Origin of the sequence: Micromonospora sediminicola, from assembly GCF_900089585.1 — a bacterium.
Classification (GTDB): Bacteria; Actinomycetota; Actinomycetes; order Mycobacteriales; family Micromonosporaceae; genus Micromonospora; species Micromonospora sediminicola.
In genome coordinates this window covers 1591897-1616609 of the sequence record NZ_FLRH01000004.1, presented here as the reverse complement: position 1 = coordinate 1616609, position 24713 = coordinate 1591897, and the positions used below count along the sequence as shown (strand labels likewise).

Sequence of the window (24713 nt, the reverse complement as noted above, 5' to 3'; positions counted from 1 at the left end):
GCGGCGAGGTCGGTGGGTCAGCGGCGGGCGCGCCGCGGTTGGAGCTCGGCGGCGAGTTCCGCGTCCAGGTCCGCGCCGAGGGCGCCGCCCAGGCCGGCGTCGGCGGGTGCGGTACGCCCCTGGGGCGGGGAGTAGTCGGCCACCGCCCGCCCTCCGGCGCCCAGTGGCGGTTCCTCCTCCTCCAGCTCGCTGACGGACTCGGCCAGCTCGGCCACCGGGTCCATCTCGGCGACGTTGTCCCACTCGTCGCGTGGCACCGAGTGCCAGGTCTCCTCGGCGTGCTTCGGCACCGGCTGGAAGACGAACGTGCGGTAGGACCAGAAACGGAAGAGCGTGGCCAGCAGGACACCGATCGTCTTCGCCACGTTGAGCGCCAGCAGGCCGTGGACGCCGAGGCCGTACTTGGCCAGGGCCAGCACACCGAGTTCGATGAGCAGGCCGGCGCCGTTGAACAGGAAGAACAGGGCGTATTCGCGCCGTAGCGCCGATTTCGGTCGATCGCGGTACGTCCAGTGACGATTCATCAGATACGACGTGATGGTCGCGACGATCGTCGCGATCACTGTCGCCTTCAGCTGGCCGTCGCGAAAAACCGTGAGTGCCAACGCATTGAACACCGCGTAATTGATGACGGTGTTGATGCCGCCGACGATGCCGAATTTGAGCGCCTCGTGGATGAACTTCTGCCAGCGCTCGGGCAGCAGACGGACTCCAGGCATGCGGAACACCTTAGGGCAGTGGGCAGGGCCGGCTGGGCCCGGCGGGTCGGGATGGGCGGTGGGTCACGCCCCGGACTCTCGGTCGTGGCTCGTTGCCGGAACGGGGGGAGTTCCCGCCTCGACGAAGACGAACCGTCGGTAGGACCAGAACCGGAACAGTGTGCCCAGGCCGGTGCCGACGATGAAGCTTGCGATGTTGTCGGCCAGCGGGGTCTGGAACACCCCCGGCCAGATCGCCCCCAGGCCGTAGCGGCTGATCGCCAGGCAGGCCACCGCGATGCCGAGGCCCACGCCGTTGAAGAAGAAGAACAGCGCGTACTCGCGGGCGGGGTTGGACCGTTGGCGGTGCCGCCAGGTCCAGAACCGGTTGCCGAGGAAGGCAATGGTCGCGGCGATGACGGTGGAGATCGTCTTGGCCGCCAGGGGCGGCATGCCCCGACCGCTCGCCAGATAGTTGAAGAGGGCGAAGTCCACCAGGAAGGCGAAGCCGCCGACGGTGGCGAACTTGCTCAACTCGTGGATCAGGTGGCCGAAACGGTGGAGGAGAGCCCCGATCGGACCCCGACGGGTCTGCGGGGCACCCGGTTGGTCCCCGGTCATCGTCGCGGCCACCCGCCGAGAGTACCGGTTGCACGGTAGGGGGACCGACCGCAACGGCGAGTCGGCCGGGGCAACTTGGACGCCGGCGTTCCGCTCGGTCCTCCCCGCCGGCGAGCCGCCGCCCTTTTCGGTGGTCCGTGAGCAGAGCGTAACCGGCTGTACGAATGTGTGGAGCACATCACGGAATCGCCTTTCGTGACATCCCCGTGTGCATCCGCGGATCGGACGTCGTGACCGGACGGGTGGCGGACCGGGCCGGCGAAGGTTCACCGCAGGATTTGCGTGAAACTGCGCGCGAAAGCGGGTATCAGATCGCGATGCCGCAGCGTGGCCGTACCTTGTGCAGTTCTTCACAACCAGTCCCACTGACTGGCGAGGCAGCCCGGTTTACGCTGAGCCCAATCCCAGGTTTCCACGACGGCGGCGCACTCGCCCGCCAGAGCTCGTGCATCCCATAGATCGGTCAGCGTCGACCACAAGGAGATGTGACATGGTTGCTCCGGCTACTATTCGGGGTATCGATCAGGCCCCGACGTCCCACCCCAAACTGCTCTCCTGGGTACGTGAGGTCGCGGAACTGACCACCCCCGACCGCGTGGTCTGGGTGGACGGGTCCGACGAGGAGTGGCGTCGCCTCACCGACGAACTCGTCGACAACGGCACCCTGGTCCGGCTGAATCCCGAGAAGAAGCCGAACTCGTTCTACGCGCGGACGGACCCGACGGACGTCGCCCGGGTCGAGGAGCGCACCTTCATCTGCTCCGTCGACGAGGCGGACGCCGGCCCCACCAACAACTGGATGGCGCCGGCCGAGATGAAGCGGACGATGACGGACCTCTACCGCGGCAGCATGCGCGGTCGCACCATGTACGTCATCCCGTTCTGCATGGGGCCGGTCGAGGCCGAGAACCCCATGTTCGGCGTCGAGATCACCGACAGCCCGTACGTGGTCGCCTCGATGCGGATCATGACCCGGATGGGGTCGTCGGTCCTGGAGGCGATGGGCGACGACGCCGACTTCGTGCACGCGCTGCACTCGATCGGCGCGCCGCTGGCGCCCGGCCAGCAGGACGTGGCCTGGCCGTGCAACGAGACCAAGTACATCTCGCACTTCCCGGAGACCCGGGAGATCTGGTCCTACGGCTCCGGCTACGGCGGCAACTCGCTGCTCGGCAAGAAGTGCTACTCCCTGCGTATCGCCAGCGTGATGGGGCGGGACGAGGGCTGGCTCGCCGAGCACATGCTCATCCTCAAGATCACCTCGCCCGAGGGCAAGGTCTACCACATCGCCGGCGCGTTCCCGTCGGCCTGCGGCAAGACCAACCTCGCCATGCTGGAGCCGACCATCCCGGGTTGGAAGGTCGAGACCATCGGCGACGACATCGCCTGGATGCGCTTCGGCCCGGACGGCCGCCTCTACGCGGTCAACCCGGAGTACGGCCTGTTCGGCGTCGCGCCCGGCACCGACTGGAAGACCAACGCCAACGCCATGCGCACGCTGGACCGCGGCAACTCCATCTTCACCAACGTCGCGCTCACCGACGACGGCGACATCTGGTGGGAGGGCATGGGTGAGCCGCCGGCCCACCTGATCGACTGGAAGGGCAACGACTGGACGCCGGAGAGCGACAACCTCTCCTCGCACGCGAACAGCCGGTTCTGCACCCCGATCACCCAGTGCCCGATTCTGGCCGAGGACTACTACGACCCGAACGGCGTGCCGATCGACGCGATCCTGTTCGGCGGCCGGCGGCGGGACACCGTCCCGCTGGTGACCGAGGCACGCGACTGGGTGCACGGCGTCTACATGGGCGCGACGCTCTCCTCGGAGACCACCGCCGCCGCGTCCGGCGCGGTCGGCGTGGTGCGGCGCGACCCGATGGCCATGCTGCCGTTCATCGGCTACCACGCCGGTGACTACTTCCGGCACTGGATCGAGATGGGCAAGGGCGCCGACGGCGACGAGGCCAAGCTGCCCAAGATCTACTACGTCAACTGGTTCCGCAAGGACGCCGAGGGCAGCTTCCTCTGGCCGGGCTTCGGCGAGAACTCCCGGGTGCTCAAGTGGGTCATCGAGCGCCTGGAGGGCACGGCCGACGCGGTGGAGACCCCGATCGGCATGGTCCCGGCGCAGGACGCGCTGGACGTCGAGGGCCTCGACATGACGCCCGAGGACGTCCGGATCGCCCTGAAGGTGGACCCGGAGGAGTGGCGCAACGAGCTGCCACTGGTCACCGAGTGGTTCGAGAAGTTCGGGGACAAGCTCCCCGGCGTGCTCTGGGCCGAGCTGGACGCGCTGCGCGCCCGGCTGGACGCGGAGCCGCAGAAGTAACAGGTGTGCCGGTTGCCCGCGCCGGGCAACATCGGATGCCATGAGGACGGCCGTCGAACCTGTCGAGGTCCGGCGGCCGTCCGCCGTCCGGGCGCTGACCACGCTGCTCGCCGTGACCGCGGCGGCCACCGTCGCGGTCGAGCTGCTCAACTACTGGTACGCCCCGGAGCAGGAGTTCGGCCTCGCGGTCCGCACGGGCTGGGCGATGCTCCGGTCGTTGGGCTTCGTGCTGCTGATCGGGCAGGTGAACAAGGGCCGGGTGGGTGCCCGGCCGTTCGGGCTGATCCTCGCAGTGACCACGATCTTCGCGGTCGGGCGGCTGATCGTGCCCCGGGAAGGGGTGCCCGCGCTGCCCGGCCTGGTCGGGTTCGCCGCGCTCGGCGCGCTCTGTGTCGCCGTGGTGGTGCTGCTCTACCGCTCCGACGCGGTCCGCGCCCACCTGGTCCGGCACCGCAGGGGCCTGGTCGTCGAGGGCGGCACCATCTCCTGGCGGGAGGTGGTGCCGAAGCGCCCGCAGGCGAACGGCTGGCTGCTCACCGCCCGGGTCGCCGCGTTCACCTACAGCCCGCTGATGCTGGTGCCGGCGCTGGTGGCGACCGGGTCCGTGCTGGACGGGCGGATCGCCGCCGTACCCGCCCTGTTCCTCTGGTTCGGCGCCGGCATCGCGGTCAGCTACGCGGTGCTGTTCTGCACCGCGTTCCTGCTGCGCGGCCGCGGCTGGGCGCGCCGGGCGCTGGTCGTCGTCACGCTCGGCGTGCTCGCGCTCGACCTGCCGCTCTGCTGGTGGCTGCTCGGCGTCGACGGCCTGATCCGCGACGGCGCCCCCTTGCTGACCGCCGCCGCCCTCACCCTCTACTCCCTCCACCGCACCACCCCCACCCCCTGATCCACGTCCTGCCCGCCCGCCTCGTGCGGGGGAGCGCGTCGATCATGAGGTTGGCGGCGGTCGGGGAGATCGAACGTGCCGCCAACTTCATGATCGACGAAGTGGGGGTGGCGCGGTGCGGGGGCGGGGGGAGGGGTGCCGGGGGAGGATGTGGGGGTGGTGGGCGCGGTGTGGGACGTCGTGGTGGTGGGGGCGGGGCCGGCCGGGGCGGCGGCGGCGCTCGCGGCACGGCGGGCGGGCGCGGCCCGGGTCCTGCTGCTCGACCGGTACGACTTCCCACGCGACAAGGCGTGCGGGGACGGCATCGCCGCGCACGCGTTGGACGTGCTCGCCGAGCTGGGCGTGACCGGCGCCGTCGACGGATACCCGCCGCTGCCCGCGCTGCGCCTGGTCGGGCCCGGTGGCGGCACGGTGGCCCGGGCGCTGCCCCGGCCCGCGTACACGGTGCCGCGGAAGGTGTTCGATGCGCGCCTGGTCCGGGCGGCGGTCGAGGCCGGGGTGGAGCTGCGGCGGCACACCGTCCGCGCGGTGGAGGTGGGCGCCGACCGGGTGGTGCTCGACGGGGACCTGGCCGGTCGGACGGTGGTCGGGGCCGACGGCGCCGGGTCGGTGCTGCGCCGGGCGCTCGGGCACCCGGTGAACCCGGACCGGCACCTCGCGCTCGCCATCCGGGGCTACGCGCCCGCGCCGCCCGGCCCGCCCGAGCAGCTCATCGTCACGTCGGCGGAACGCTGGCCCGCGTACGCCTGGGCCTTTCCGATCGGGGACGGGCGCGCGAACGTCGGGTACGGGGAGGTGTTGCGCGGTGAGCCGTTGACCCGTGCCCACCTGGTGGACCGGATGGCCGCGCTGCTGCCCGGCACCGACCCCGCCACGGTGACCGACCTGCGCGCGCACCACCTGCCGCTCTCCACCCACCGGCCGGCGCCCGGGCGGGGCCGGGTGCTGCTGGCCGGCGACGCGCTGTCGTTGATCAACCCGTTCACCGGTGAGGGGATCTTCTACGCGCTGCGCTCCGGCGCCCTGGCCGGGGCGGCGGCGGCCGGCGCGCCCGCCGACGCGGCCCGTCGGTACGCCGCCGCGCTGCGCGCCCGGCTCGGCGTGCACCTGCGGCACAGTTCGGCGGCGGCCTGGCTGGCCCGGCGCCGGTGGGTGGTCGACGCGGTGATCGGGGCCGCCGGTCGGGACGAGCGGGTCTACCGGACGGTGGTGGAGCTGGGGCTCGGCGACGGGCGCCTGGACGCCCGCACGCTCGCCGCCGTCGCGGCCGGGGTGCCGCGCCCGCGTGGGGCCGGGAACGACCGGCCGTCCCGCGATGCGCCACCGCGGCACTGATCTTTCCGCGGGGTCGCTACCCTGCAAGGTGATGACTCTGCGGAAACTTCTCTACTCCGTGTACGAGCGCCGGCTCACGGCGAAGCTCGCGGGCAGGCCCGTGCCCGCACACGTCGGCGTGATGTGCGACGGCAACCGCAGATGGGCCCGGGAGATGGGCTTCGTCGACCCGAACGACGGCCACCGGATGGGCGCCGAGCGGATCAAGGAGCTGCTCCGCTGGTGCGACGCCGCCGGCGTCGGGCACGTCACGCTCTGGCTGCTCTCCACCGACAACCTCTCCCGGCCGGCCGCCGAGCTGGACCCGTTGCTCCAGATCATCGAGGACCTCACCACCGAGCTGGCCGAGGAGGGCAACCCCTGGCGGCTGCGCATGGTCGGCGCGCTCGACGTGCTGCCCGCGCCGCACGCGGCGGCGCTGAAGGCGGCCGAGGAACGCACCCGGGACCGCGACGGCGGGGCCCAGGTCAACATCGCCGTCGGGTACGGCGGGCGGCGCGAGATCGCCGACGCGGTGCGGTCGCTGCTGCTGGAGCACGCGGCGAACGGCGGCACGATCGAGGAGCTGGCCTCGTCGATCGACGTCGACCACATCTCCGAGCACCTCTACACCAAGGGGCTGCCGGACCCGGATCTGATCATCCGGACCAGCGGGGAGCAGCGACTGTCCGGCTTCATGCTCTGGCAGAGCGCGCACTCGGAGTTCTATTTCTGCGAGCTGAACTGGCCGGACTTCCGCAAGGTCGACTTCCTCCGGGCCCTGCGCTCCTACGCCACCCGCCAGCGCCGCTACGGCGTCTGACCCGCCCTTCTCCCGTCGATCGTGCACATTCGGCCCCGACAATGCGGGTTTTGTCCGTTATGCCGGGGCGGCAAGTGCACGATCGACGAGGAGGGGCGGTCGAGTCAGGTGAGGTGGGGGAGGGCGGCCTCGAGGAAGTCGCCGAGGGCGGCGGGGGAGTCCAGGGTGAGGTCGGCGGCGTCGGCCACCTCGTGACCCGTCTCCGGGTTGGCGACGGCCACGCACACGCCGAGGAAGTCCGGGTCGGTGGCGGCGCGGGCGCGCAGCGCGGCGAACGCCTTGATGTCGGAGACGTCGTCGCCGAAGTACCAGGCGCCACCGGCGTCCCGCACGGCCTCGCCGATGACCATGCCCTTGTCCCGGTCGACCGGGGGCTTCAGCTCCAGCACCATCCGACCGGCCTGGCAGCGCAGGCCGAGCCGCTCGGCCTGGCTCCGGCCCCACTCCTGCACCAGGTCGCCGAGCTGCGGGGCGGTGCGCCAGTGCAGCGCGACGGAGAGCCGCTTGAACTCCACCAGTGCGCCGGGCGGCAGCTCGGCTCGGGCCTGCTCGGCCAGCTCGGCCATGGTCGGCACCCAGGGCAGCGCGGCCGGCTCGGTGACCGTCTCGCCGCCGGAGTGGCTGTGCTCCAGGCCGTAGAGCCCGTAGAGGTCCACGCCGTCGAGGCCGCCCAGGTGGTCGCGGAGGAACTCGACCGGTCGCGCGGAGACGATGGCGATCCGGCGTACGCGGGGGGCCAGCGCCTCCAGCGCGGTGAGCACCTTCGGCGCGGGGCGGACCGCGGTGGGATCGTCGTCGACCGGCGCCAACGTGCCGTCGAAGTCGAAGAAGAGCACCACGTCGCGCACGCGGGCGGCGGTCGCACGCCAGGCGTGCTCCGCGTCCAACGGGGTCTTCGGCTGCTGGTTGCCCAGATTCAACGGCGGCACGCGCGACAGCGTACCCCGCGCCGGGCGGCGTATTCGTGGCTGAGATGTGACGTCGGGACGACGTGGGAGGTCAGCGTTCGGCGGCTCCCCGTCCCCGGCGCCCGAACGGCACCACGGCCGCGTCCTGTCCGTGGCTGAGCAGGTAGCCCTCCACGAAACCGGTGTTCCGGTCGCCGGTGTGCGCCTCGATCTCGTTGAGCCGCGCCACCAGGAACTCGGTGAGCGCGCTGACCCGGTCGTTGAGCCGATCGTGCAGCTCGGCCACGACGGCGAGGATCACCGCGGTGCCGGCCGTGGTGAGCGCGAGAAGATTGGCGACCAGGGGAAGCTGTCCGCCGTTCAGTACGCCGACCACCACGTTGCCGGTCACGCACGATGTCACCGACACCACCGCGACCACGACTGCCAACCATTTCAGGGTCATGGACAGACCCCTCCTTCTGTCCCGCAGGGCTGGGTTCGGCTGTGTCCCGTCCCCCCGCCGACGACGAGCCCCTAGCAGTACAAACGTGGACGCTAGCCGGTCCGATCCGTCCCCGCGGCGAAACGATCGGGTCTGACCTTCCGTTCTTTCGCCATTTGAGGAACTACCCGGCCTGTTTACCTCTATTTCGGACAACGGCCGGGAGAGTCGGGCGATATGCGAGGTAACGAATGGTTTCTCGAATGTGGAACTTCTCCGCGTCGGAGACGTTCGGGTCGACCAGTCGGCGCAGCAGTGCCTCGACGTCCGGGTCCATCGGGGGTGGGGTGGGGTCGGCGCGAGGGCCGGCGGCCCGGTCCCAGCCGAGCGCGACGAACGCGGCCGCCGGGTCGAGCCCGAGGCCCTCGCAGAAGGCGACCACCCGCTCCGCCTCGGGGTCGCTGGCCCAGTCGCCGCGCACCCAGCGGTTGATGGTCTGGCGGGAGACGCCAGTGCGCCGGGAGACCTCGGTGCCGCTCCACGCCCGCATCGCGCGGGCGTCGTCCAGCGCGCGGCGGACGAAGGTGGCGAAGGCGATCTTCCGTGCGTTGGCCGTCTCGGTCACCCCGTGACGGTACGGCCAGTCGGCCGCGTCGGGCCGGCTCGGCACGCTGCTGTCACGCCGACGTGACGCTGTCGCGGGTTTCCCGGTAAACGATCCAGAGCTGCTCCTGAGGGGTGTCACCCGGGCAGAATAGATGGACACGAGTACGGCGGCAAACGGACGAAAAGCTGATACTGTCACGCTCATGAGACAACTTACGGTGTGTCACGTGCTTGAGACGACGAGTGCTCACATGCGTCACTCCGCGGGTGCCGAGGGGGTCTCGTGACCGAGCTCGCGACCCGCGCCCAGGCGTTCGGCCTGATCGCGGACGGGGTCTCCGCCGGGCTGAGCGCGCCGTGGCGCGTCTACCTCGCCCGGGGCTGTCGCTACCTCTCGCTCAGCGTCGGTGACCGCGAGGAGTGGGACGCCTGGCGTACCCACCTCGGCTGCCCCGAGCTGAGCGTGCGCGTCTACGACTCCGGCGGCGAGATCCGCCGGGCGTCCGTCGCCGAGGTCATCCTCGACGGCTGCCGGATCAGCGTCGAACTGGTCGAGGAGGTCAGCACCGCCGACCTGGAGCGGCTGCTGGTGGTCGACCCGCTGCCCGGGGCGGACGAGCGATGAGCCGGGGCGCCACGCCGTCGCGGACGGCGGAGGTGACCCGGTGAGCCCCTTTCTCGCCGTGGTCCTCGTTCTGGTGCTCGGCTCCACCTGCTACGCCGCCGGCCGGTTGCACGGTCAGCTCAGCTACCGGATCGGCTACCGGTTCGGCTACCGGCAAGGCTACTTCGACGGCGACCGGGGCGCCTGGAACCGCCGGCGCCGGGACGCGCAGGCCGCCATCGCCTCGGCGCTCGCCGGCCCCGCGCCGACCGTGGTGACGTCGGTCGGGCGCGCGGCCACCCCGTTCGCGGGCACCGCCGTCCCCACCGCGGTCACCGGGCGCACCGGCTCCGCCCCGGCCGTACGGGTCACCGCGACCGCCCAGCTCGGCGGCGTGGCGGCCCGGCCCGGCACCACGTACACCGGGTCCTCGTTCGGCGCCGCCGGCGCGGGGCCGAGGGCCGGAACCCTGGTGCGACGGCAGGGCTGAGGCGACGGAGCTCCGGCCGGGGTGCGCGCAGGGGGCATGCATCCCGGCCGGTTCCGGGCACGTTCACCTCCCCGACGGGCGTGATCCACGTCCACCCCTAGCCGCGCGGCCCCGGTGCGATTAGCGTCTAGGCATGGCACGGGGTTTTCCCGGGCCAGCCGGACAGCCCGGACCTGCGACGACTCGCGCACGGGGCCCGCATCCGACCCCGTGCCCGCCGGGCGCCGGAAGAGGCGGAACTCGGGTGGCCGGGTGCCCATCCGCGGAGCAGGCCTGTGACCACTCGCCGTACCCCCGCCGGTGCCGACCAGACCCCGGCCGCGACCGCCCCGACCCGCCGGACCACCCGCGGCCGCCGCAGCGCCGCCGCGGCGGTCCCCGCCGCCGAGGAGCCCCGACCAGCCGGCCCGGCCTTCGTCCTGGACACCTCGGTCCTCCTCTCCGACCCGGCGGCGTTCCACCGCTTCGCCGAGCACGAGGTGGTGCTGCCGCTGGTGGTCATCTCCGAGCTGGAGGGCAAGCGGCACCATCCGGAGCTGGGCTGGTTCGCCCGCCAGTCGCTGCGCATGCTGGACGAGCTGCGCGTGCGACACGGCCGGCTGGACCGGCCGGTGCCCGCCAACGACCAGGGCGGCACGCTCCGGGTGGAGCTCAACCACACCGACGACGGGGTGCTGCCGCCCGGGTTCCGTAACGAGTCGAACGACGCGCGGATCCTCTCGGTGGCGCTCAACCTCGCCGCCGAGGGGCGCGAGGTGACCCTGGTCAGCAAGGACATGCCGCTGCGGGTCAAGGCGGCCTCGGTCGGCCTGCACGCCGACGAGTACCGGCACGGCCAGGCCAGCGACCCCACCTGGACCGGGATGGCCGAGCTGGAACTCTCCGAAGAGGAGATCGGTCGGCTGTACGCGGGCGAGGCGCTCGATGTCGACGCCGCCGCCGGCCTGCCCTGCCACACCGGCCTGGTGCTGCAGTCCGGGCGAGGCTCGGCGCTCGGCCGGGTGTTGCCGGACAAGACCGTGCGGCTGGTCCGCGGCGACCGCGAGGCGTTCGGCGTGCACGGGCGATCGGCGGAGCAGCGGGTGGCGCTCGACCTGCTGCTGGACGAGTCGATCGGGATCGTGTCGCTGGGTGGGCGGGCCGGCACCGGCAAGTCCGCGCTGGCGCTCTGCGCGGGCCTGGAGGCGGTGATGGAGCGTCGCCGGCACAAGAAGGTGATCGTGTTCCGCCCGCTGTACGCGGTCGGTGGCCAGGAACTCGGCTACCTGCCCGGCTCGGAGTCGGAGAAGATGTCGCCCTGGGCCCAGGCCGTCTTCGACACGCTGGGCGCGGTGGTGCACGAGCACGTGCTGGAGGAGGTCACCTCGCGCGGGCTGTTGGAGGTGCTGCCGTTGACCCACATCCGCGGCCGGAGCCTGCACGACGCCTTCGTCATCGTGGACGAGGCGCAGTCCCTGGAACGGGGCGTGCTGCTCACCGTGCTGTCCCGGATCGGCCAGGGTTCCCGGGTGGTGCTCACCCACGACGTGGCGCAGCGGGACAACCTCCGGGTCGGTCGGCACGACGGGGTGACCGCGGTGATCGAGGCGCTGAAGGGGCATCCCCTCTTCGCGCACGTCACCCTCAGCCGATCGGAGCGTTCTCCGATCGCCGCGATGGTCACCGATCTGCTGGAGGACATCCCGGGCTGACCCGCTGGTACGCCCGCTTTTGCCCATATTTTCGATGTGGCGCAGATCACATTTGCCGTCCGTGGTTTCCCACCGGCCTCACCCTGCGCAATGGTGTTCATCGAGCGCCACCGACAACTCCGGTGCCGAACACGGCCCGGAGCCCCATACGCACCGGCAGCATCGTCGAGCCTTCTCCGCCACGACGGCGGGAGCCACGGGACGCCGGCGCGTCGGCCTCGACCGTCGGGTCGGGGCGCTCACGGCACCCGCACCCGGCCGCACCCGGCCGCGCGGCGTGCCGTGTCCCTGCCCCCGACGAAGGGAAACTTCGTGAGTCGGCTGTGGAGCCGGTTCGGCGCCCGTACGGCCGCTGTCGCGCTGCTCTCCGTGGGCGTCGCCGGTGGTTTCTACCTGGGCGAGGATCGCCAGACCCAGCAGCAGGGCCTGACCGCGCAGGTCGGGCTCGAGGTCGACCGGACGGAGTACGCCTACCAGCGCGACCGGCAGGCCGAGCACCGTGTGACGACCTCCCGGCAGCGGGCCGCCGAGTACCAGGCCAAGCTGCGGGCCGCCGCGGCGGCGAAGGAAGCCGCCGAGCGGGCCAAGCAGGCCGAGGCGGCCGCCGCCAACCGCAAGAAGGAGCGGGACGCGGCCGAGGCCGAGGCCAAGGCCAAGGCCAAGCCGTACGACGGCCCCATCCCGGCCTCGTGCGAGGAGTTCAGCGGCAACCGCAAGATCGGTTGCGCCATCATGCTCGACGAGGGCTTCGGCATCGACCAGTTCCCCTGTCTGGACAAGCTCTGGACCAAGGAGAGCGGCTGGAACCACAAGGCGTACAACGCGGGCTCCGGCGCGTACGGGATCCCGCAGGCCCTGCCGGGCAGCAAGATGGGCTCGGTGGCGGACGACTGGAAGACCAACCCGGCCACCCAGATCAAGTGGGGCCTCGGCTACATCGAGGGCCGGTACGACAACCCGTGCGGCGCCTGGCAGAAGTCGCAGAGTTCGGGCTGGTACTGACCGATCGACCGACGGCGGAACGGGCGGGAGTCCGCCCGTTCCGCCGCCGTCGTTCCGCCGCTCGAGTGGCGGACGGCCGCGTTTGCTGATAGCTCTTGACAGGTGACCTGGCACGACGGCCCTCGCGGCGGCGACCCCCACCGGTTCGGCACCGATGCGTTCTACGCGGCGCTCGGCCGGGCCTTCGTCGCCATGTGCGCGGTGGTGCCGGTGCTATTCCTCGTCGAGGCGCTCGACGTGGGCCTGCGCCTCGACCTCGACGTCACCGCGGGCATCATCCCGCACCGGATCCAGGGCCTGGACGGCGTCTTCTTCTCGCCGTTCCTGCACGCCGGCTGGAACCACCTCTACAGCAACAGCATCCCGCTGATCCTGCTCGGCACGTTCGTGCTGGCCGCCGGCACCCGGCGGTTCCTCTGGTCCACCATGGTGATCATCCTGGTCAGCGGCCTGGGCGTGTGGTTCACCGGTTCACCCAACTCGGTCGTGGTCGGCGCGAGCGGCGTGATCTTCGGCTACCTCGGCATCCTGCTCACCCGCGGTGTGGTGGAGCGGAGCTGGTGGAACTTCGCCGTGGTGCTGCTGGTCGGCCTGCTCTACGGCTGGCAGCTGCTGGGCATCCTCCCCACCGACGAGCGGATCTCCTGGCAGGGGCACCTGTTCGGGCTGCTCGGCGGCGTGGTCGCCGCGATCCTGTTCCGCCGCCGCGTCGAGACCGGCACGCCGGACCGGCTCGGGTCACCCCCGGTCACGCTGCCCTGACGACGCGTCGAACCGTCCGCGGGACGTGCTTGCCCGCGCCCGTCCGCCCGCCTACCGTCGGCATCAGCACCGGTTGATCCCTGGCGGAAAGTGACGGTACGCCATGCGCGAGGTCGATGTCGCCGTGATCGGGGCCGGCCCCGCCGGGCTCTTCGCCGCCTACTACGCCGGGTTCCGCGGGCTCTCGGTGGCCGTGATCGACGCGCTGCCCGAACCGGGCGGACAGGTCACCGCCATGTACCCGGAGAAGCTGATCCTCGACGTCGCCGGCTTTCCCGCGATCAAGGGGCGGGAGCTGGTCGCGAACCTGGTCGCCCAGGCCGCGCCGTTCCACCCCGACTACCTGCTCGGCGTACGCGCGGAGAAGCTCTCGTACCTGGACGGGCGGCCGGTCCTCGGGCTGGCCGGCGGTGAGCAGCTGCGCTGCGGCGCGGTGGTGGTCACCGGTGGTCTGGGCAGCTTCACACCCCGGCCGTTGCCGGTCGCGGACAGCTTCACCGGCGGCGGGATCGTCTACTTCGTGCCCCAGCCGACCGAGCTGACCGACCGGCACGTGCTCATCGTGGGCGGCGGCGACTCGGCCTTCGACTGGGCGGCCACGCTCGCCCCGCTGGCCCGCTCGGTGACACTGGTGCACCGGCGGGACCGCTTCCGCGCGCACGCCGCCACCGTCGAGCGGGTCCGCGCGCTGCCGGTGCGGGTCGTGGTCAACGCCGAGGTGAGCCGGCTCTACGGGGAGGACCACGTCACCGGCGCCGAGCTGACCGTGCGCGGGGGCGCGGCGGAGACGCTGCCGGTGGACACGGTGGTGGCCGCGCTCGGCTTCACCGCCGACCTGGGCCCGCTCGCCGAGTGGGGGCTGAGGCTCGACCGGCGGCACATCCAGGTGGGCAGCGCCATGGCCACCAACCTGCCCCGGGTCTTCGCGGCCGGGGACATCACCGAATACCCGGGCAAGGTCCGGCTGATCGCCACCGGCTTCGGCGAGGCGGCCACCGCCGTGAACAACGCGGCCGTCGCCATCGACCCGACCGCGCACCTCTTCCCCGGCCACTCCTCCGACGGCACCTGACGCCGGATCCTCATCGTCGTGTGGCCGCGCCGAGACCATCGGTGACCACGATGGACGGATGACGCCCCCGGACCGGAGCACGCCCGACGGCGACCGCGTCGCGCTGGCCTGGCTGGGCCAGCCGGTGACCGTGCTCGCCCTGATCGTGCTGGTGCTCAACGACCACGTGCTCAAGGCGGCCCGGCCGGGCCCGGTGACCGGCAAGCTGAGCGACGTCGCCGGGCTGGTGCTCGCGCCGCCGCTCGTCGCCGTGCTGGTCACGCTCGTCGTACCCCGGCTCGGGGCCCGGACCGCCGCCGGCCTCGCGCTGGGGTCGGTCGGGATCGGCTTCGCCGTGGTCAAGACCAGCGGGTACGCCGCGACGGCCGCCTCGCAGCTGTGGAGCGCGGTGAGCGGGCCGTCAGTGGTCCGGGCGGACCGGACCGACCTGCTCGCCCTGCCGGCGCTCGCGATGGCCGTCTGGGGGTGGCGGCGGGCTCGCCGCGACCCGGTCGGGCGGCGGGGCGCCCGACTGGTCCGGGTGCTCGTGCTGTTGCCGGCGGCGACGCTCGCGGTGGCGGCGACCAGCATGATCGGGCACCGCGACGCGGTCGATGCGGCAGTGGTCGACGGCCGGCTGGTCGCCGGCATCGGGAAGAGCCAGGACGCCGGGGCCGACCCACCGTGGCAGTGGCGGATCAGCGACGACGCCGGTGCGACGTGGCGCGACCCCGCTCCCGCCGAGGAGGAGACCCTGCGCGCCGGGTCGGAGCGCACGGACCGGCGGGCCTGCCTGCCCGCCGCCGCGCAACGGTGCTACCGGTGGCTGCCGGGGCGGATCCGGGTGGAGGAGAGCGACGACGCGGGCCGGACCTGGCGGTTGTCCTGGCAGGTCACCGAGGACCAGCGGGAGCTGCTGCGGGCGCGCTACCCGGAGGCCGGGCCGGCCGGCGAGCGGATCGCCGGTCAGGACCTCGCCGTGCTCGGCGTCCCGGGCGGGCGGCACGTGGTGCTGGTCGCGAACGGCCGGGACGGTTTCGCGCTGCGTGACCCGGACGGTGAGTGGCGCCGGATCGGGTTCGCCGACGACCGGGAGGAGGGGCCTCCGCCGCTGGGCGTGATCTCCCCCGGGGACCGGCACCACGACCCGCTCCGGGCGGCGCTGCTGGCCCTGGCGCTCGGAGGCCTGGTGCTCGTCGTCGCCGGTGCACGGGCCGCCCGCACGTCCGGCTACGGCGTCGTGCTGCCGCTCGTCCAGGTCGTGGTCCTGTTCCACGCCGCGGTGTTCCTGCTCGTGGTCTGGAACGTCGACGACCTCATCCTGTTCCCGCTCGCCGCCGGTTGTGCCCTGCTGCTGTTCGGCGGCGGGCTGCTCGCGCTGATCCCGCCGGCCGCGCGGGGGGTGCCCGGCCGGTGGACCGGCGAGGCGATGCTGGCGGCCACGCTCACCGTGGTGCTGGCGGGCGTGCCGCTGACCGGGTGGCTCTACGGCCGGCCGGTCCACGCCTCGACGGCGCTGGCGCTTGCCGGGTCGGCCCTCGTGCCGGGGCTGCTGCTCGGTTGGCGGGCGGCCCGGCTGGTCGCGCCGTGGCGACCGCCGGTCGCCCCGCCCTGGCCGCCGCTTCCGCCCGATCCGCCGTACCCGTTGCCCCCGCCGGCCGGCGGGCCGGGGCATATGCCGACGGACTGATCCGGGTCAGGGCAGGCCGACCAGGTCGGCCATCAGGCCGATCTGGTGGTCGAAGTACTCGTCGCGGTGCGGCAGGGCCCGGTTGATCCGGCCGAACAGCTCGAAGCTGATCAGCCCGAAGAGCTGGGTCCAGCCGGCCATGCCGCGGGCCAGCAGCGCGGGCGGCAGGTCCATCCCGAGCAGCGCGACCAGTTCGGCGACGTCGGCGCGCAACGGTTCGGGCAGGTCCTCGGCGGGCGGCGCGAGCCGGCCGGAGGCCACCCCGTCGCGCAGGATGCCGACCAGTGTCGTCGGGGGCCGCTGGGCCGGCGCGACCGTGTCGTCCGGAGCCGCGTAGCCGGGCACCGGGCTGCCGTAGAGCAGGGCGTACTCGGCGGGGTGGGCCAGCGCCCAGGTGCGGGCGGCCCGGCAGGCGGCCAGCCAGCGTCCGCGCAGGTCGGCCGGGTCGGCGGCGGCGTCGGCCGTCTCGACCGCGTCGCCCAACGCGGCGTACGCCTCCAGGATCAGCGCGGTGAGCAGGTCGTCCCGGCTGGGGAAGTAGCGGTAGATCGCCGAGGAGACCATGCCGAGGTCCCGCGCGACGGCGCGCAGGGAGAGGTTCGCGCCGTCGGTGGCCAGGTGGCGGCGGGCGACGGCCTTGATCTCATCGATCATCCCGGCGCGGACCCGGGCGCGGAGCGAGGGAGCGACCATGGCTCCCACTGTGTCACGGATGAGAGCGCCAATCAAAAGCGAGAGCGCTGCTCTTGACGGAGTCGCCGATCCGCGTCATGCTCTTCTTCGAGAGCGCTGCTCTCGATTCGGATAACTGCTTCAGAAGAGGTGGACCTGCCATGGCCCTGCACGTGATCGTCGGCGCCGGACCCGTCGGCACCGCCACCGCCCGGCTCCTCGTCGACCAGGGCGAGCGGGTGCGGGTGGTCACCCGGCGCGGCACCGGCCCGGAGCACCCGGCGGTCGAGCGGGTGGCCGCCGACGCCGCCGACACCGACCGGCTGACCGCGCTGACCGAGGGCGCGGCGGCGCTCCACAACTGCGCCAACCCGGCGTACCACCGCTGGCCGCTCGACTGGCCGCCGCTGGCCGCCGCGCTGCTCACCACCGCCGAGCGCACCGGCGCGGTGCTCGCCACCGTCGGCAACCTCTACGGGTACGGCCCGGTCGACGCGCCCATGACCGAGTCGACGCCACCGGCCGCCACCGGGGTCAAGGGCCGGGTCCGCAACCGGATGTGGGCCGACGCCCTGGCCGCCCACCGCGCCGGTCGGGCCCGGGTCACCGAGGTACGCGGCTCCGACTACATCGGCGTCGGCGGCACCTCGCTGGCCATGATGGTGCTGCCCCGGGTGCTCGCCGGGCGACGGGTGTTCCTCCCCGTCGACTGGGACGCCCCGCACACCTGGACGTACGTTCCCGACGTCGCCCGTACCCTGGTCGCCGCCGCGACCGACCCGCGGGCCTGGGGTCGGGCCTGGCACGTGCCCAGCGCGCCGGCGGTGTCGATGCGGGACCTGGCCGACCGCACGGCCGCCCGGGCCGGCGCGCCGGCGCCGAAGCTGACCCGGATGCCCTACCCGGTGCTCTGGCTGGCCGGCGTGGCCAACCCGTTCGCCAGGGAGCTGCGGGAGACCGCGCACCAGTTCGCCCGGCCGTTCGTGCTGGACTCCACCGCCGCCACCGCCACGCTCGGCATCGAGGCGACCCCGCTGGACCGGGTCGTCGACGAGATCGTCGACACCCTGCACGCCCCGACCCCGCGTTAGGCGCGGCGGGGCGGGGAGAGGGCGGCGACCAGGACGGCCACCAACGTCAGCGCCGCACCGAGCAGCGTGTTCAACCCGGGGTGCGAGGCGGCGGTCGGCAACACCACGTCCAGCAGCACCGCGCCCACGATCTGCCCGGCGATGGTGGCCAGGCCGAGCAGCAGCACCCCGGTGAACCGCACGAGGGCGGCGGCCAGCGCGATGAAGACGATGCCGATCGGGCCGCCGACGTAGAGCCACGGCTCGCTCGGGAAACCGCCCGCCGGCCGGCCCCGCACCGCCACGTCCACCGCGAACGTGGCGAGAAGCGCCACCGTGCCGACCGCGAAGTTGACGAGCGTGGCGGTCATGGCGCTGTCCGCCGCCGCGCGGACCCGGCCGTTCACCGCCTGCTGCCAGGCGATGCCGATCCCGGCGGCCAGCGGCAGCAGGGCCAGTGCCAACGCGCCGGGGTCGCCCAGGCGGTCGCCCACCGCCAGCAGCACGGCCAGCACGGTGAGCACCGCGCCGACCAGCCGGTTCGGGGTGACCGCCTGGCGGCCGGTCGGCCCGATGCCGGCCCGGTCGACCAGCAGGCTGCTACCGGACTGCCCGGCCACCACGGCGACGGTGAACACGGCCACGCCGAGCGCGCCGATGGTCAGTCCCTGCGTCGCCACCAGGAACGCGCCGCACACCCCGCCCAGGCACTGCCAGGGGCGCAGGGCGCCGGTACGCAGCGCGCCGCGCAGGGCGGCCAACCCCCGCCGCCCCCCGGGCGTGACCGGGACCAGCACCAGCAGGATCAGCAGACCCAGGCCGAACGAGACCACCGCGGCGGCGATCCCGTCGGCCAGGCGTACGCCCAACTCGCCGTTGATCCGGGACTGCACGGCCACCAGGACGCCGGAGCCGGTCGCCAGACCGACCCCCGCGATCCGCCGACCGGTCGACAGCGTCGGCGGCGCCGCCGTCCCGGTCGCGCTCACTCCTGCTCGGCCAGCGGGCGCCCGTCGAAGTCGACGGACGAGTAGAGGGCGAGCTTCTCCAGGCGGTGGTAGGAGTCGATGACCCGGATCGTGCCGCTCTTGGAGCGCATCACGATCGACTGGGTGTACGCCCCACCGGCCCGGTAGCGCACGCCGCGCAGCAGGTCGCCGGAGGTGACCCCGGTGGCCACGAAGAAGCAGTTGTCGCCGGTCACCAGGTCGTCGGTGAACAGCACCCGGTCCAGGTCGTGCCCGGCGGCCAGCGCCTTCTCCCGCTCCTGGTCGTCCTTCGGCCAGAGCTTGGCCTGCATCATGCCGCCCATGCACTTCAGCGCGCAGGCCGCGGTGATGCCCTCGGGGGTGCCGCCGATGCCCATCAGGACGTCGATGTCCGACTCACCGCGGGCGGCGGCGATCGCGCCGGCGATGTCCCCGTCGGAGATGAACCGGATGCCGGCGCCGGTGCGCCGGATCTGCTTCACCAGGTCGTCGTGGCGCGACCGGTCCAGCACGCAGACCGTCACCTCGGCGGTGTCGGTGCCCTTGACCTTGGCGATCCGGCGGATGTTCTCGACCACCCCGGCGTCGATGTCGACCACGTCGGCGTACATCGGGCCGACCGCGAGCTTCTCCATGTAGAAGACCGCGCTCGGGTCGAACATCGCGCCGCGCTCGGCCACCGCGAGCACGGCCAGCGCGTTCGGCATGCCCTTGCTCATCAGGGTGGTGCCGTCGATCGGGTCGACCGCCACATCCACCTCGGGACCGGTCCCGTCGCCGACCTCCTCGCCGTTGAAGAGCATCGGGGCGTTGTCCTTCTCGCCCTCACCGATCACCACGACACCGCGCATCGGGATCGAGTTGATCAGCTTGCGCATGGCGTCGACGGCCGCGCCGTCGCCGCCCTCCTTGTCGCCCCGGCCGACCCAGCGCCCGGCGGCCATGGCCGCGGCCTCGGTGACCCGGACCAGATCGAGGGCGAGGTTGCGGTCGAGATCCTGGGGTGTCCGCGTCCTGGTGGTTGTCATGGCGGCTTCCTCCTCGCGACGTTGCGGGGTGGACCGGCGGGAGTGCGGCCGTCGCCGCCGCCGGTTTTGTCGCTGATCCTCACACGATCTCAGGTTCGCCGCCCCGGCGGGGCGGAGGAGGCCAGGATCACGCTCCCCGGACGGCTGCGACAATGGTCGGGTGGAGCCCGCGCAGCCTGCCGACCGTCCGCCGACCGACGCGACCCCGCCCGAGGGGCAGCCGCCGGTCCGACCGGGTGCCGGCCCGACCCCGCCGCAGGGGCAGCCGGCGCTGGTCGAAACGCCCACCGACCGGGGCGAGCCGGCCCTGGTCGACCTGGCGGGGGACGACGCCGGCCGGGCCGAGACCGTCGCCGGGGACCGGCCCGCGCCGCCCGCCCGCAAGGAGAAGGCCCGCTCGGAGCGGTCACCGAAGGACATGGTGCTGTCCCTGCTCGTGCTGCTGGTGCCGATCGCGCTGCTGATCGCGTTCTACCGGGGCTTCCTCGGCGGCGACTCGCCGGTCACCGTCGACCCGGCGCCGGCGCTGGAGCAGGCCCGGGCGGCGAACGTGTTCCCGGTGAGCCAGCCGACCGGGCTGGGCGACGACTGGCGTACGGTCAACGCCCGCTTCCGGACCGAGGCGGACGGCGCGACGCTACGGATCGGATACGTGACCCCCGAGGGCCGGGGCGCGCAGCTGGTGGAGAGCAACGTGCCGGCGGAGAAGCTGCTGCCGGCCGAGCTGAGCGAGGGCCGGCCGCAGGGCCCCGCGGACCTGCCCGACGGGCTGAGCTGGCAGCGGTACACCGCCCGCGGCAACGAGCAGGCCCTGGTCCTGCTGGAGCCGAACCGCACGGTCATCGTGGTCGGCGACGCGGGGGAGACGGAGCTGCGCAAGCTCGCCACCTCGCTGCGCTGACACGCACGGCCGGGTGACGCGGGATTGCGCAACGCCACTTCAGGGAACAGACGGGACATCGAGCCCGGACGACCCACCTGGAGAGGTTGACGTGAAGATACGACGCTTCAGCGCCACCGCGTTCGCCGCGGCGCTGCTCATTCCCGGCCTGGCGGCCTGCAACAGCAACGGCACCGGAACCTCCGACGCCTCCGCGACCCCGAGCGCCTCCGGCAGCGTCGCCCCCAGCGCCAGCGGGTCCAGTAGCGCGGCCAAGCAGGCCCTGCTCGACTCCACCAACGCGATCCGCGAGGGGAACTTCCGGTTCACCATGACGGGCGCCGGTTCCACCGCCGAAGGGCAGGTGCACGAGCCCAGTCAGAGCGCCGAGATGCGGATGACGATCGGTGACCCGTCCTCGGACCTGATGATGAAGCTGGACCTCATCCACGCCAAGCCGGACAGCTGGGTCAAGCTCGACCTGGGCGGCACGGCGGCCGCCAAGATCCCCGGCGTGAAGAACCTCAACCTCGGCAAGTACCAGCACCTCGACCAGAACCGGATCAAGGGCAACCGGGCACTGGGCTTCGACTTCGAGAAGGTGGACCCGGCCGGCAGTGCCGTGCTCACCCAGGGCGTCACCGACGTCCGGCAGACCGGCGAGGGCGCGTACGAGGGCACCGTCGACGTGTCGAAGGCCGCCGAGGCGGGCTCGCTCGACCCGGCCGTGATCACCGCACTCGGTGCGCAGGCCCAGTCGGTGCCGTTCACCGCCAAGGTCGACCCGCAGGGCCGGCTCAGTGAGATGGTGCTCAAGATCCCGGCCGCCGGCCAGAGCGCCGCGCAGGATCTGAAGATCACCTACACCGACTACGGCAACGCCGCCGCGGCCCAGAAGCCGCCGGCCGACCAGGTCGTCGAGGCGCCGCCGGAGTTCTACAACCTGTTCAGCTGACCGGCGCTCGCTGTCCCGGGAGGTGGGCCCGCCTCCCGGGACCGCTCGGCCCTCCCGGCGGAGGGCCGAGCGGCGCGCGCAGGCGGGCCCACGGTCACTCCTCGGTCTTCTGCCGGGCGGTGTCGATGCGGGCGCGAGCGCCGTCCAGCCACCGCTGGCAGACGCCGGCGAGCTGCTCGCCCCGTTCCCAGAGCGCCAGCGACTCCTCCAGCGAGGTGCCGCCCGCCTCCAGCCGCTCCACCACCGAGGCCAGCTCGGCGCGGGCCTGCTCGTAGCTGAGCTGCTCGTCCTTGGTCTTCTCAGTCATCCGTACCATTTCCTCAACCGTCGACGGTGGCGGTCAGCTCGCCCTCGGCGAGGCGTACCCGCAGTGGATCGCCCTTGGCCACCTCGGACGCCGCGCGGACCACGTGGCCGTCGCCGCGCTGCACGATGGCGTAACCGCGGTCGAGCGTGGCCGCGGGGGAGAGCGCGCGCAGCCGAGCGAGAGTGTGGCGCAGGTCGTCGGCGGCGCCGCTCAACCGGTGGTCCAGGCACCGGCCGGCGCGGTCCCGCAGCGCGGTCACGTCGACGGCCCGCTGGTCGACCATCACCTGCGGTCGGGCCAGCACCGGACGGGAGCGGAACAGGTCGAGCCGGTGCTGCTCGCGGTCGACCAGATTGCGCACCGCCCGCTCCAGGCGCGACCGGGCCTGCCCGATGAGGCGGACCTCCTCGGTCAGGTCGGGCACGATCCGTTTCGCCGCGTCGGTGGGGGTGGAGGCGCGCACGTCGGCCACGTAGTCCAGCAGCGGCGCGTCGGTCTCGTGGCCGATCGCGCTGACCACCGGGGTGCGGCAGGCGAAGACCGCCCGGCACAGCGCCTCGTCGGAGAAGGGCAGCAGATCCTCGATGCTCCCACCGCCCCGGGCGATGACGATCACGTCGACCGTCGGGTCGGCGTCGAGCGCCTTGAGCGCGCCGACGATGTCGGGCACGGCGCTCGGCCCCTGCACCGCCACGTTGACCGTGCGGAACTCGACCGCCGGCCAGCGGCGCCGGGCGTTGGTCAGCACGTCGCGCTCGGCCGCCGAGGCCCGCCCGGTGATCAGACCGACCCGACCGGGCAGGAACGGAGGGCGCCGCTTGCGCGACCGGTCGAACAACCCCTCCGCGGCGAGCAGCTTCTTGAGCTTCTCCAGCCGGGCCAGCAGCTCACCCAGGCCGACCTGGCGGATCTCGTCGGCGCGCAGGCTGAGCGTGCCCCGCGCGGCATAGAACTCGGGCTTGGCGTGCAGCACGACCCGGGCGCCCTCACGCAGCTCCGGAGCGCCCGCGTCGAGCACGTCCCGGTTGGTGGTGACGGTCAGGCTGAGATCGGCCGAGGGGTCACGCAGGGTGAGGAAGACGGTGGTGGCGCCGGGACGGCGGCTGATCTGCGCCACCTGACCGTCGACCCACACCCAGCCGAGCCGGGCGATCCAGGCGCCGACCTTCTGGCTGACCACCCGGACCGGCCACGGCTCCTCGGACGTGCTCCGCTCCGGGGGCGCGCCCCGCTCCTGGGGAGTGCCCCGCTCCTGGGCGGTGCTCCGCTCCTGGGGGGTGCTCCGCCCCTGGGGGGTGCTCCGCCCCGCCTCACCCGCGCTCACCCGCCCACCCTACGGCCCGGGACCGACATCGCCGGCGAGCCCCGACCCTGCTCCGGTCGCGCTCCGGCCGGCCGGAGGCGGCCACGTACCATGGGCGGGTGACTGACGCTGAGACGACTCCCCGGACCGGCAAGCGCGTGCTCCTGGCCAACCCCCGCGGCTACTGCGCGGGTGTGGACCGGGCGGTGCAGACCGTCGAGGAGGCGCTGAAGCTCTACGGCGCGCCGATCTACGTCCGCAAGCAGATCGTGCACAACAAGCACGTGGTGCGGACGTTGGAGGCCAAGGGCGCGATCTTCGTGGAGGAGAACGAGGAGGTGCCGGAGGGCGCCACCGTCATCTTCTCCGCCCACGGCGTGGCCCCCGAGGTGTACGAGCAGGCCAAGGAGCGCTCGCTCCGGGCGATCGACGCCACCTGCCCGCTGGTCACCAAGGTGCACCACGAGGCCCGACGGTTCGCCCAGCAGGACTACGACATCCTGCTGATCGGCCACGAGGGGCACGAGGAGGTCATCGGCACCGCCGGTGAGGCCCCCGCCCACATCCAGCTGGTCGACGGCCCGGACGGGGTCGACAAGGTCACCGTGCGCGACCCGGAGAAGGTGGTCTGGCTCTCCCAGACCACGCTGTCGGTCGACGAGACGCTGGAGACCGTGGCCCGGCTCAAGCAACGGCTGCCGCTGCTCCAGTCGCCCCCCAGCGACGACATCTGCTACGCGACCTCCAACCGTCAGCACGTGGTGAAGGAGATCGCCCCGGAGTGCGACGTGGTGATCGTGGTCGGCTCGCGCAACTCGTCGAACTCGGTCCGGCTGGTCGAGGTGGCGCTGGACGCCGGCGCCCGCGCCGGTCACCTGGTCGACTTCGCCGACGAGATCGACGACGCCTGGCTGGAGGGGGCCCGCACCGTGGGTGTGACCTCCGGCGCGAGCGTGCCCGACGAGTTGGTCCAGCAGGTGCTCGCGCGCCTGGCCGAGCGCGGCTTCGCCGACGTCGAGGAGGTCACCACCGCCGACGAGCGGCTGACCTTCTCGCTGCCGCAGGAGCTCAAGCGCGACATGAAGGCCGCCGCGGCACGCGGCTGACCGGGAACGGATCGGCCGCCCGCCGCGTCCAACCGACCATGAAGACTCCTCGGACGGTGCTCGTCGCCCTCCTCGCCGGTGTCGCGCTGACCGCCTGCGCCGGACCCGGCGACGAGCCCGCCAGCCCCAGCCCGACGGGAGCCGCCCCGGTGACCAGCCAGCCCGATCCCGTGCCCAGCGTGACGCCCAGCCGCCCGAACCCGACCTGGAAGGGCGGCCCGTCCACGCCACCCGGCGTCGGTGGCACCACCATCACCGGCACGATCCGGGCCGGTGTGGAGCCGAACTGCCTCCTGCTCGACGACCACCTCCTGGTCGGCGGTCCGCGCGACCTGCTCAAGGCCGGTGCCAAGGTGGAGGTCACCGGCCGGCCCGAGCCGGGCATGATGACCACCTGCCAGCAGGGCACCCCGTTCGTGGTCGAGTCCGCCCGCCCGGCCTGACCCCGTCTCGCGGAAAAGGCGGAAGCCCGCCTCCCTCGTCGGGAGGCGGGCTTCCGTG

General features: G+C 72.9%; 26 protein-coding genes. 16 read left to right on the top strand and 10 right to left on the bottom strand.

What is annotated here, in order from left to right:
• Positions 1 to 17: 17 nt before the first annotated feature.
• Both GA0070622_RS29080 and GA0070622_RS29075 read right to left on the bottom strand, forming a co-directional pair.
• Positions 18 to 719, bottom strand: a complete 702-nt coding sequence (locus tag GA0070622_RS29080) for a GtrA family protein (RefSeq protein WP_091582129.1) — start codon at positions 717 to 719, stop codon at positions 18 to 20.
• Between the two features lie 63 nt (positions 720 to 782).
• Positions 783 to 1673 (bottom strand): GtrA family protein, encoded by an 891-nt coding sequence (locus GA0070622_RS29075; RefSeq protein ID WP_245666890.1) that lies wholly within the window; start codon positions 1671 to 1673, stop codon positions 783 to 785.
• A 136-nt stretch (positions 1674 to 1809) separates the two neighbouring features.
• On the opposite strand from GA0070622_RS29075, the gene GA0070622_RS29070 reads away from it, so the two are divergent.
• From GA0070622_RS29070 to GA0070622_RS29055, 4 genes are all read left to right on the top strand, one after another.
• Complete coding sequence (locus GA0070622_RS29070; protein WP_091582127.1) at positions 1810 to 3651, top strand: phosphoenolpyruvate carboxykinase (GTP); 1842 nt, start codon at positions 1810 to 1812, stop codon at positions 3649 to 3651.
• Positions 3652 to 3691: 40 nt separating this feature from the next.
• Complete coding sequence (locus GA0070622_RS29065; protein ID WP_091582124.1) at positions 3692 to 4537, top strand: hypothetical protein; 846 nt, start codon at positions 3692 to 3694, stop codon at positions 4535 to 4537.
• A gap of 168 nt (positions 4538 to 4705) precedes the next feature.
• Positions 4706 to 5872 carry a geranylgeranyl reductase family protein gene (locus GA0070622_RS29060; protein ID WP_091584194.1) on the top strand — a complete coding sequence of 389 codons (1167 nt, stop codon included), beginning with the start codon at positions 4706 to 4708 and terminating at the stop codon, positions 5870 to 5872.
• A gap of 31 nt (positions 5873 to 5903) precedes the next feature.
• Positions 5904 to 6674 (top strand): isoprenyl transferase, encoded by a 771-nt coding sequence (locus GA0070622_RS29055; protein ID WP_091582120.1) that lies wholly within the window; start codon positions 5904 to 5906, stop codon positions 6672 to 6674.
• Positions 6675 to 6778: 104 nt separating this feature from the next.
• On the opposite strand, the gene otsB is transcribed toward GA0070622_RS29055, so the two are convergent.
• The 3 genes from otsB to GA0070622_RS29040 form a co-directional block, all read right to left on the bottom strand.
• Positions 6779 to 7603: a trehalose-phosphatase gene (gene otsB, locus GA0070622_RS29050; protein WP_091582117.1), complete on the bottom strand. Its 825-nt coding sequence runs from the start codon at positions 7601 to 7603 to the stop codon at positions 6779 to 6781.
• A 70-nt stretch (positions 7604 to 7673) separates the two neighbouring features.
• Positions 7674 to 8027, bottom strand: coding sequence for a hypothetical protein (locus GA0070622_RS29045; protein WP_091582114.1), 354 nt, complete (start codon positions 8025 to 8027; stop codon positions 7674 to 7676).
• A gap of 163 nt (positions 8028 to 8190) precedes the next feature.
• Complete coding sequence (locus GA0070622_RS29040; protein ID WP_091584191.1) at positions 8191 to 8631, bottom strand: helix-turn-helix domain-containing protein; 441 nt, start codon at positions 8629 to 8631, stop codon at positions 8191 to 8193.
• Between the two features lie 264 nt (positions 8632 to 8895).
• Between GA0070622_RS29040 and GA0070622_RS29035 the strand changes: the two genes are divergently transcribed.
• From GA0070622_RS29035 to GA0070622_RS29005, 7 genes are all read left to right on the top strand, one after another.
• Positions 8896 to 9237, top strand: coding sequence for a hypothetical protein (locus GA0070622_RS29035; protein WP_091582110.1), 342 nt, complete (start codon positions 8896 to 8898; stop codon positions 9235 to 9237).
• Between the two features lie 40 nt (positions 9238 to 9277).
• Positions 9278 to 9706 carry a hypothetical protein gene (locus GA0070622_RS29030; RefSeq protein WP_091582105.1) on the top strand — a complete coding sequence of 143 codons (429 nt, stop codon included), beginning with the start codon at positions 9278 to 9280 and terminating at the stop codon, positions 9704 to 9706.
• A gap of 275 nt (positions 9707 to 9981) precedes the next feature.
• A complete protein-coding gene (gene phoH2 / locus GA0070622_RS29025; RefSeq protein ID WP_091582101.1) occupies positions 9982 to 11397 on the top strand; it encodes an RNA 5'-3' helicase PhoH2 in 1416 nt (471 codons plus the stop codon).
• A 312-nt stretch (positions 11398 to 11709) separates the two neighbouring features.
• Positions 11710 to 12399 (top strand): aggregation-promoting factor C-terminal-like domain-containing protein, encoded by a 690-nt coding sequence (locus GA0070622_RS29020; protein ID WP_176710590.1) that lies wholly within the window; start codon positions 11710 to 11712, stop codon positions 12397 to 12399.
• A gap of 102 nt (positions 12400 to 12501) precedes the next feature.
• Complete coding sequence (locus tag GA0070622_RS29015; RefSeq protein ID WP_091582094.1) at positions 12502 to 13161, top strand: rhomboid family intramembrane serine protease; 660 nt, start codon at positions 12502 to 12504, stop codon at positions 13159 to 13161.
• A 103-nt stretch (positions 13162 to 13264) separates the two neighbouring features.
• The gene (locus tag GA0070622_RS29010) at positions 13265 to 14233 is read left to right on the top strand and encodes an NAD(P)/FAD-dependent oxidoreductase (RefSeq protein WP_091582091.1); all 969 of its coding nucleotides are present in this window, start codon (positions 13265 to 13267) and stop codon (positions 14231 to 14233) included.
• 58 nt (positions 14234 to 14291) lie between these two features.
• Positions 14292 to 15902: a hypothetical protein gene (locus GA0070622_RS29005; protein WP_091582087.1), complete on the top strand. Its 1611-nt coding sequence runs from the start codon at positions 14292 to 14294 to the stop codon at positions 15900 to 15902.
• A 6-nt stretch (positions 15903 to 15908) separates the two neighbouring features.
• Here GA0070622_RS29005 and GA0070622_RS29000 read toward each other — a convergent pair whose 3' ends face one another.
• Positions 15909 to 16595: a TetR/AcrR family transcriptional regulator gene (locus GA0070622_RS29000; protein WP_091582082.1), complete on the bottom strand. Its 687-nt coding sequence runs from the start codon at positions 16593 to 16595 to the stop codon at positions 15909 to 15911.
• A 140-nt stretch (positions 16596 to 16735) separates the two neighbouring features.
• Between GA0070622_RS29000 and GA0070622_RS28995 the strand changes: the two genes are divergently transcribed.
• Entirely contained in the window at positions 16736 to 17665 is a 930-nt protein-coding gene (locus tag GA0070622_RS28995; protein WP_091582077.1) for an NAD-dependent epimerase/dehydratase family protein, read from the top strand.
• Here GA0070622_RS28995 and GA0070622_RS28990 read toward each other — a convergent pair.
• Positions 17662 to 18633, bottom strand: coding sequence for a DMT family transporter (locus tag GA0070622_RS28990; RefSeq protein ID WP_091582073.1), 972 nt, complete (start codon positions 18631 to 18633; stop codon positions 17662 to 17664). The two genes, GA0070622_RS28995 and GA0070622_RS28990, sit on opposite strands and share 4 nt — an antisense overlap.
• Positions 18630 to 19661, bottom strand: a complete 1032-nt coding sequence (glpX, locus tag GA0070622_RS28985; RefSeq protein WP_091582068.1) for a class II fructose-bisphosphatase — start codon at positions 19659 to 19661, stop codon at positions 18630 to 18632. Before glpX ends, GA0070622_RS28990 begins: the two co-directional genes overlap by 4 nt.
• Positions 19662 to 19821: 160 nt before the next feature.
• On the opposite strand from glpX, the gene GA0070622_RS28980 reads away from it, so the two are divergent.
• Together GA0070622_RS28980 and GA0070622_RS28975 are read left to right on the top strand one after the other, a co-directional pair.
• Positions 19822 to 20562, top strand: a complete 741-nt coding sequence (locus GA0070622_RS28980; protein ID WP_091582064.1) for a DUF4245 domain-containing protein — start codon at positions 19822 to 19824, stop codon at positions 20560 to 20562.
• Between the two features lie 91 nt (positions 20563 to 20653).
• Positions 20654 to 21496 carry a hypothetical protein gene (locus tag GA0070622_RS28975; protein ID WP_091582060.1) on the top strand — a complete coding sequence of 281 codons (843 nt, stop codon included), beginning with the start codon at positions 20654 to 20656 and terminating at the stop codon, positions 21494 to 21496.
• Positions 21497 to 21590: 94 nt separating this feature from the next.
• Here GA0070622_RS28975 and GA0070622_RS28970 read toward each other — a convergent pair whose 3' ends face one another.
• Together GA0070622_RS28970 and xseA are read right to left on the bottom strand one after the other, a co-directional pair.
• On the bottom strand, positions 21591 to 21803 hold the full coding sequence (locus GA0070622_RS28970) for an exodeoxyribonuclease VII small subunit (RefSeq protein ID WP_091582057.1): 213 nt from the start codon (positions 21801 to 21803) through the stop codon (positions 21591 to 21593).
• Between the two features lie 13 nt (positions 21804 to 21816).
• Positions 21817 to 22983 carry an exodeoxyribonuclease VII large subunit gene (gene xseA, locus GA0070622_RS28965; protein ID WP_218060651.1) on the bottom strand — a complete coding sequence of 389 codons (1167 nt, stop codon included), beginning with the start codon at positions 22981 to 22983 and terminating at the stop codon, positions 21817 to 21819.
• A 242-nt stretch (positions 22984 to 23225) separates the two neighbouring features.
• Between xseA and GA0070622_RS28960 the strand changes: the two genes are divergently transcribed.
• Complete coding sequence (locus tag GA0070622_RS28960; protein ID WP_091582050.1) at positions 23226 to 24212, top strand: 4-hydroxy-3-methylbut-2-enyl diphosphate reductase; 987 nt, start codon at positions 23226 to 23228, stop codon at positions 24210 to 24212.
• 38 nt (positions 24213 to 24250) lie between these two features.
• Positions 24251 to 24655: a hypothetical protein gene (locus GA0070622_RS28955; RefSeq protein WP_091582047.1), complete on the top strand. Its 405-nt coding sequence runs from the start codon at positions 24251 to 24253 to the stop codon at positions 24653 to 24655.
• The last annotated feature ends 58 nt before the right edge of the window (positions 24656 to 24713 follow it).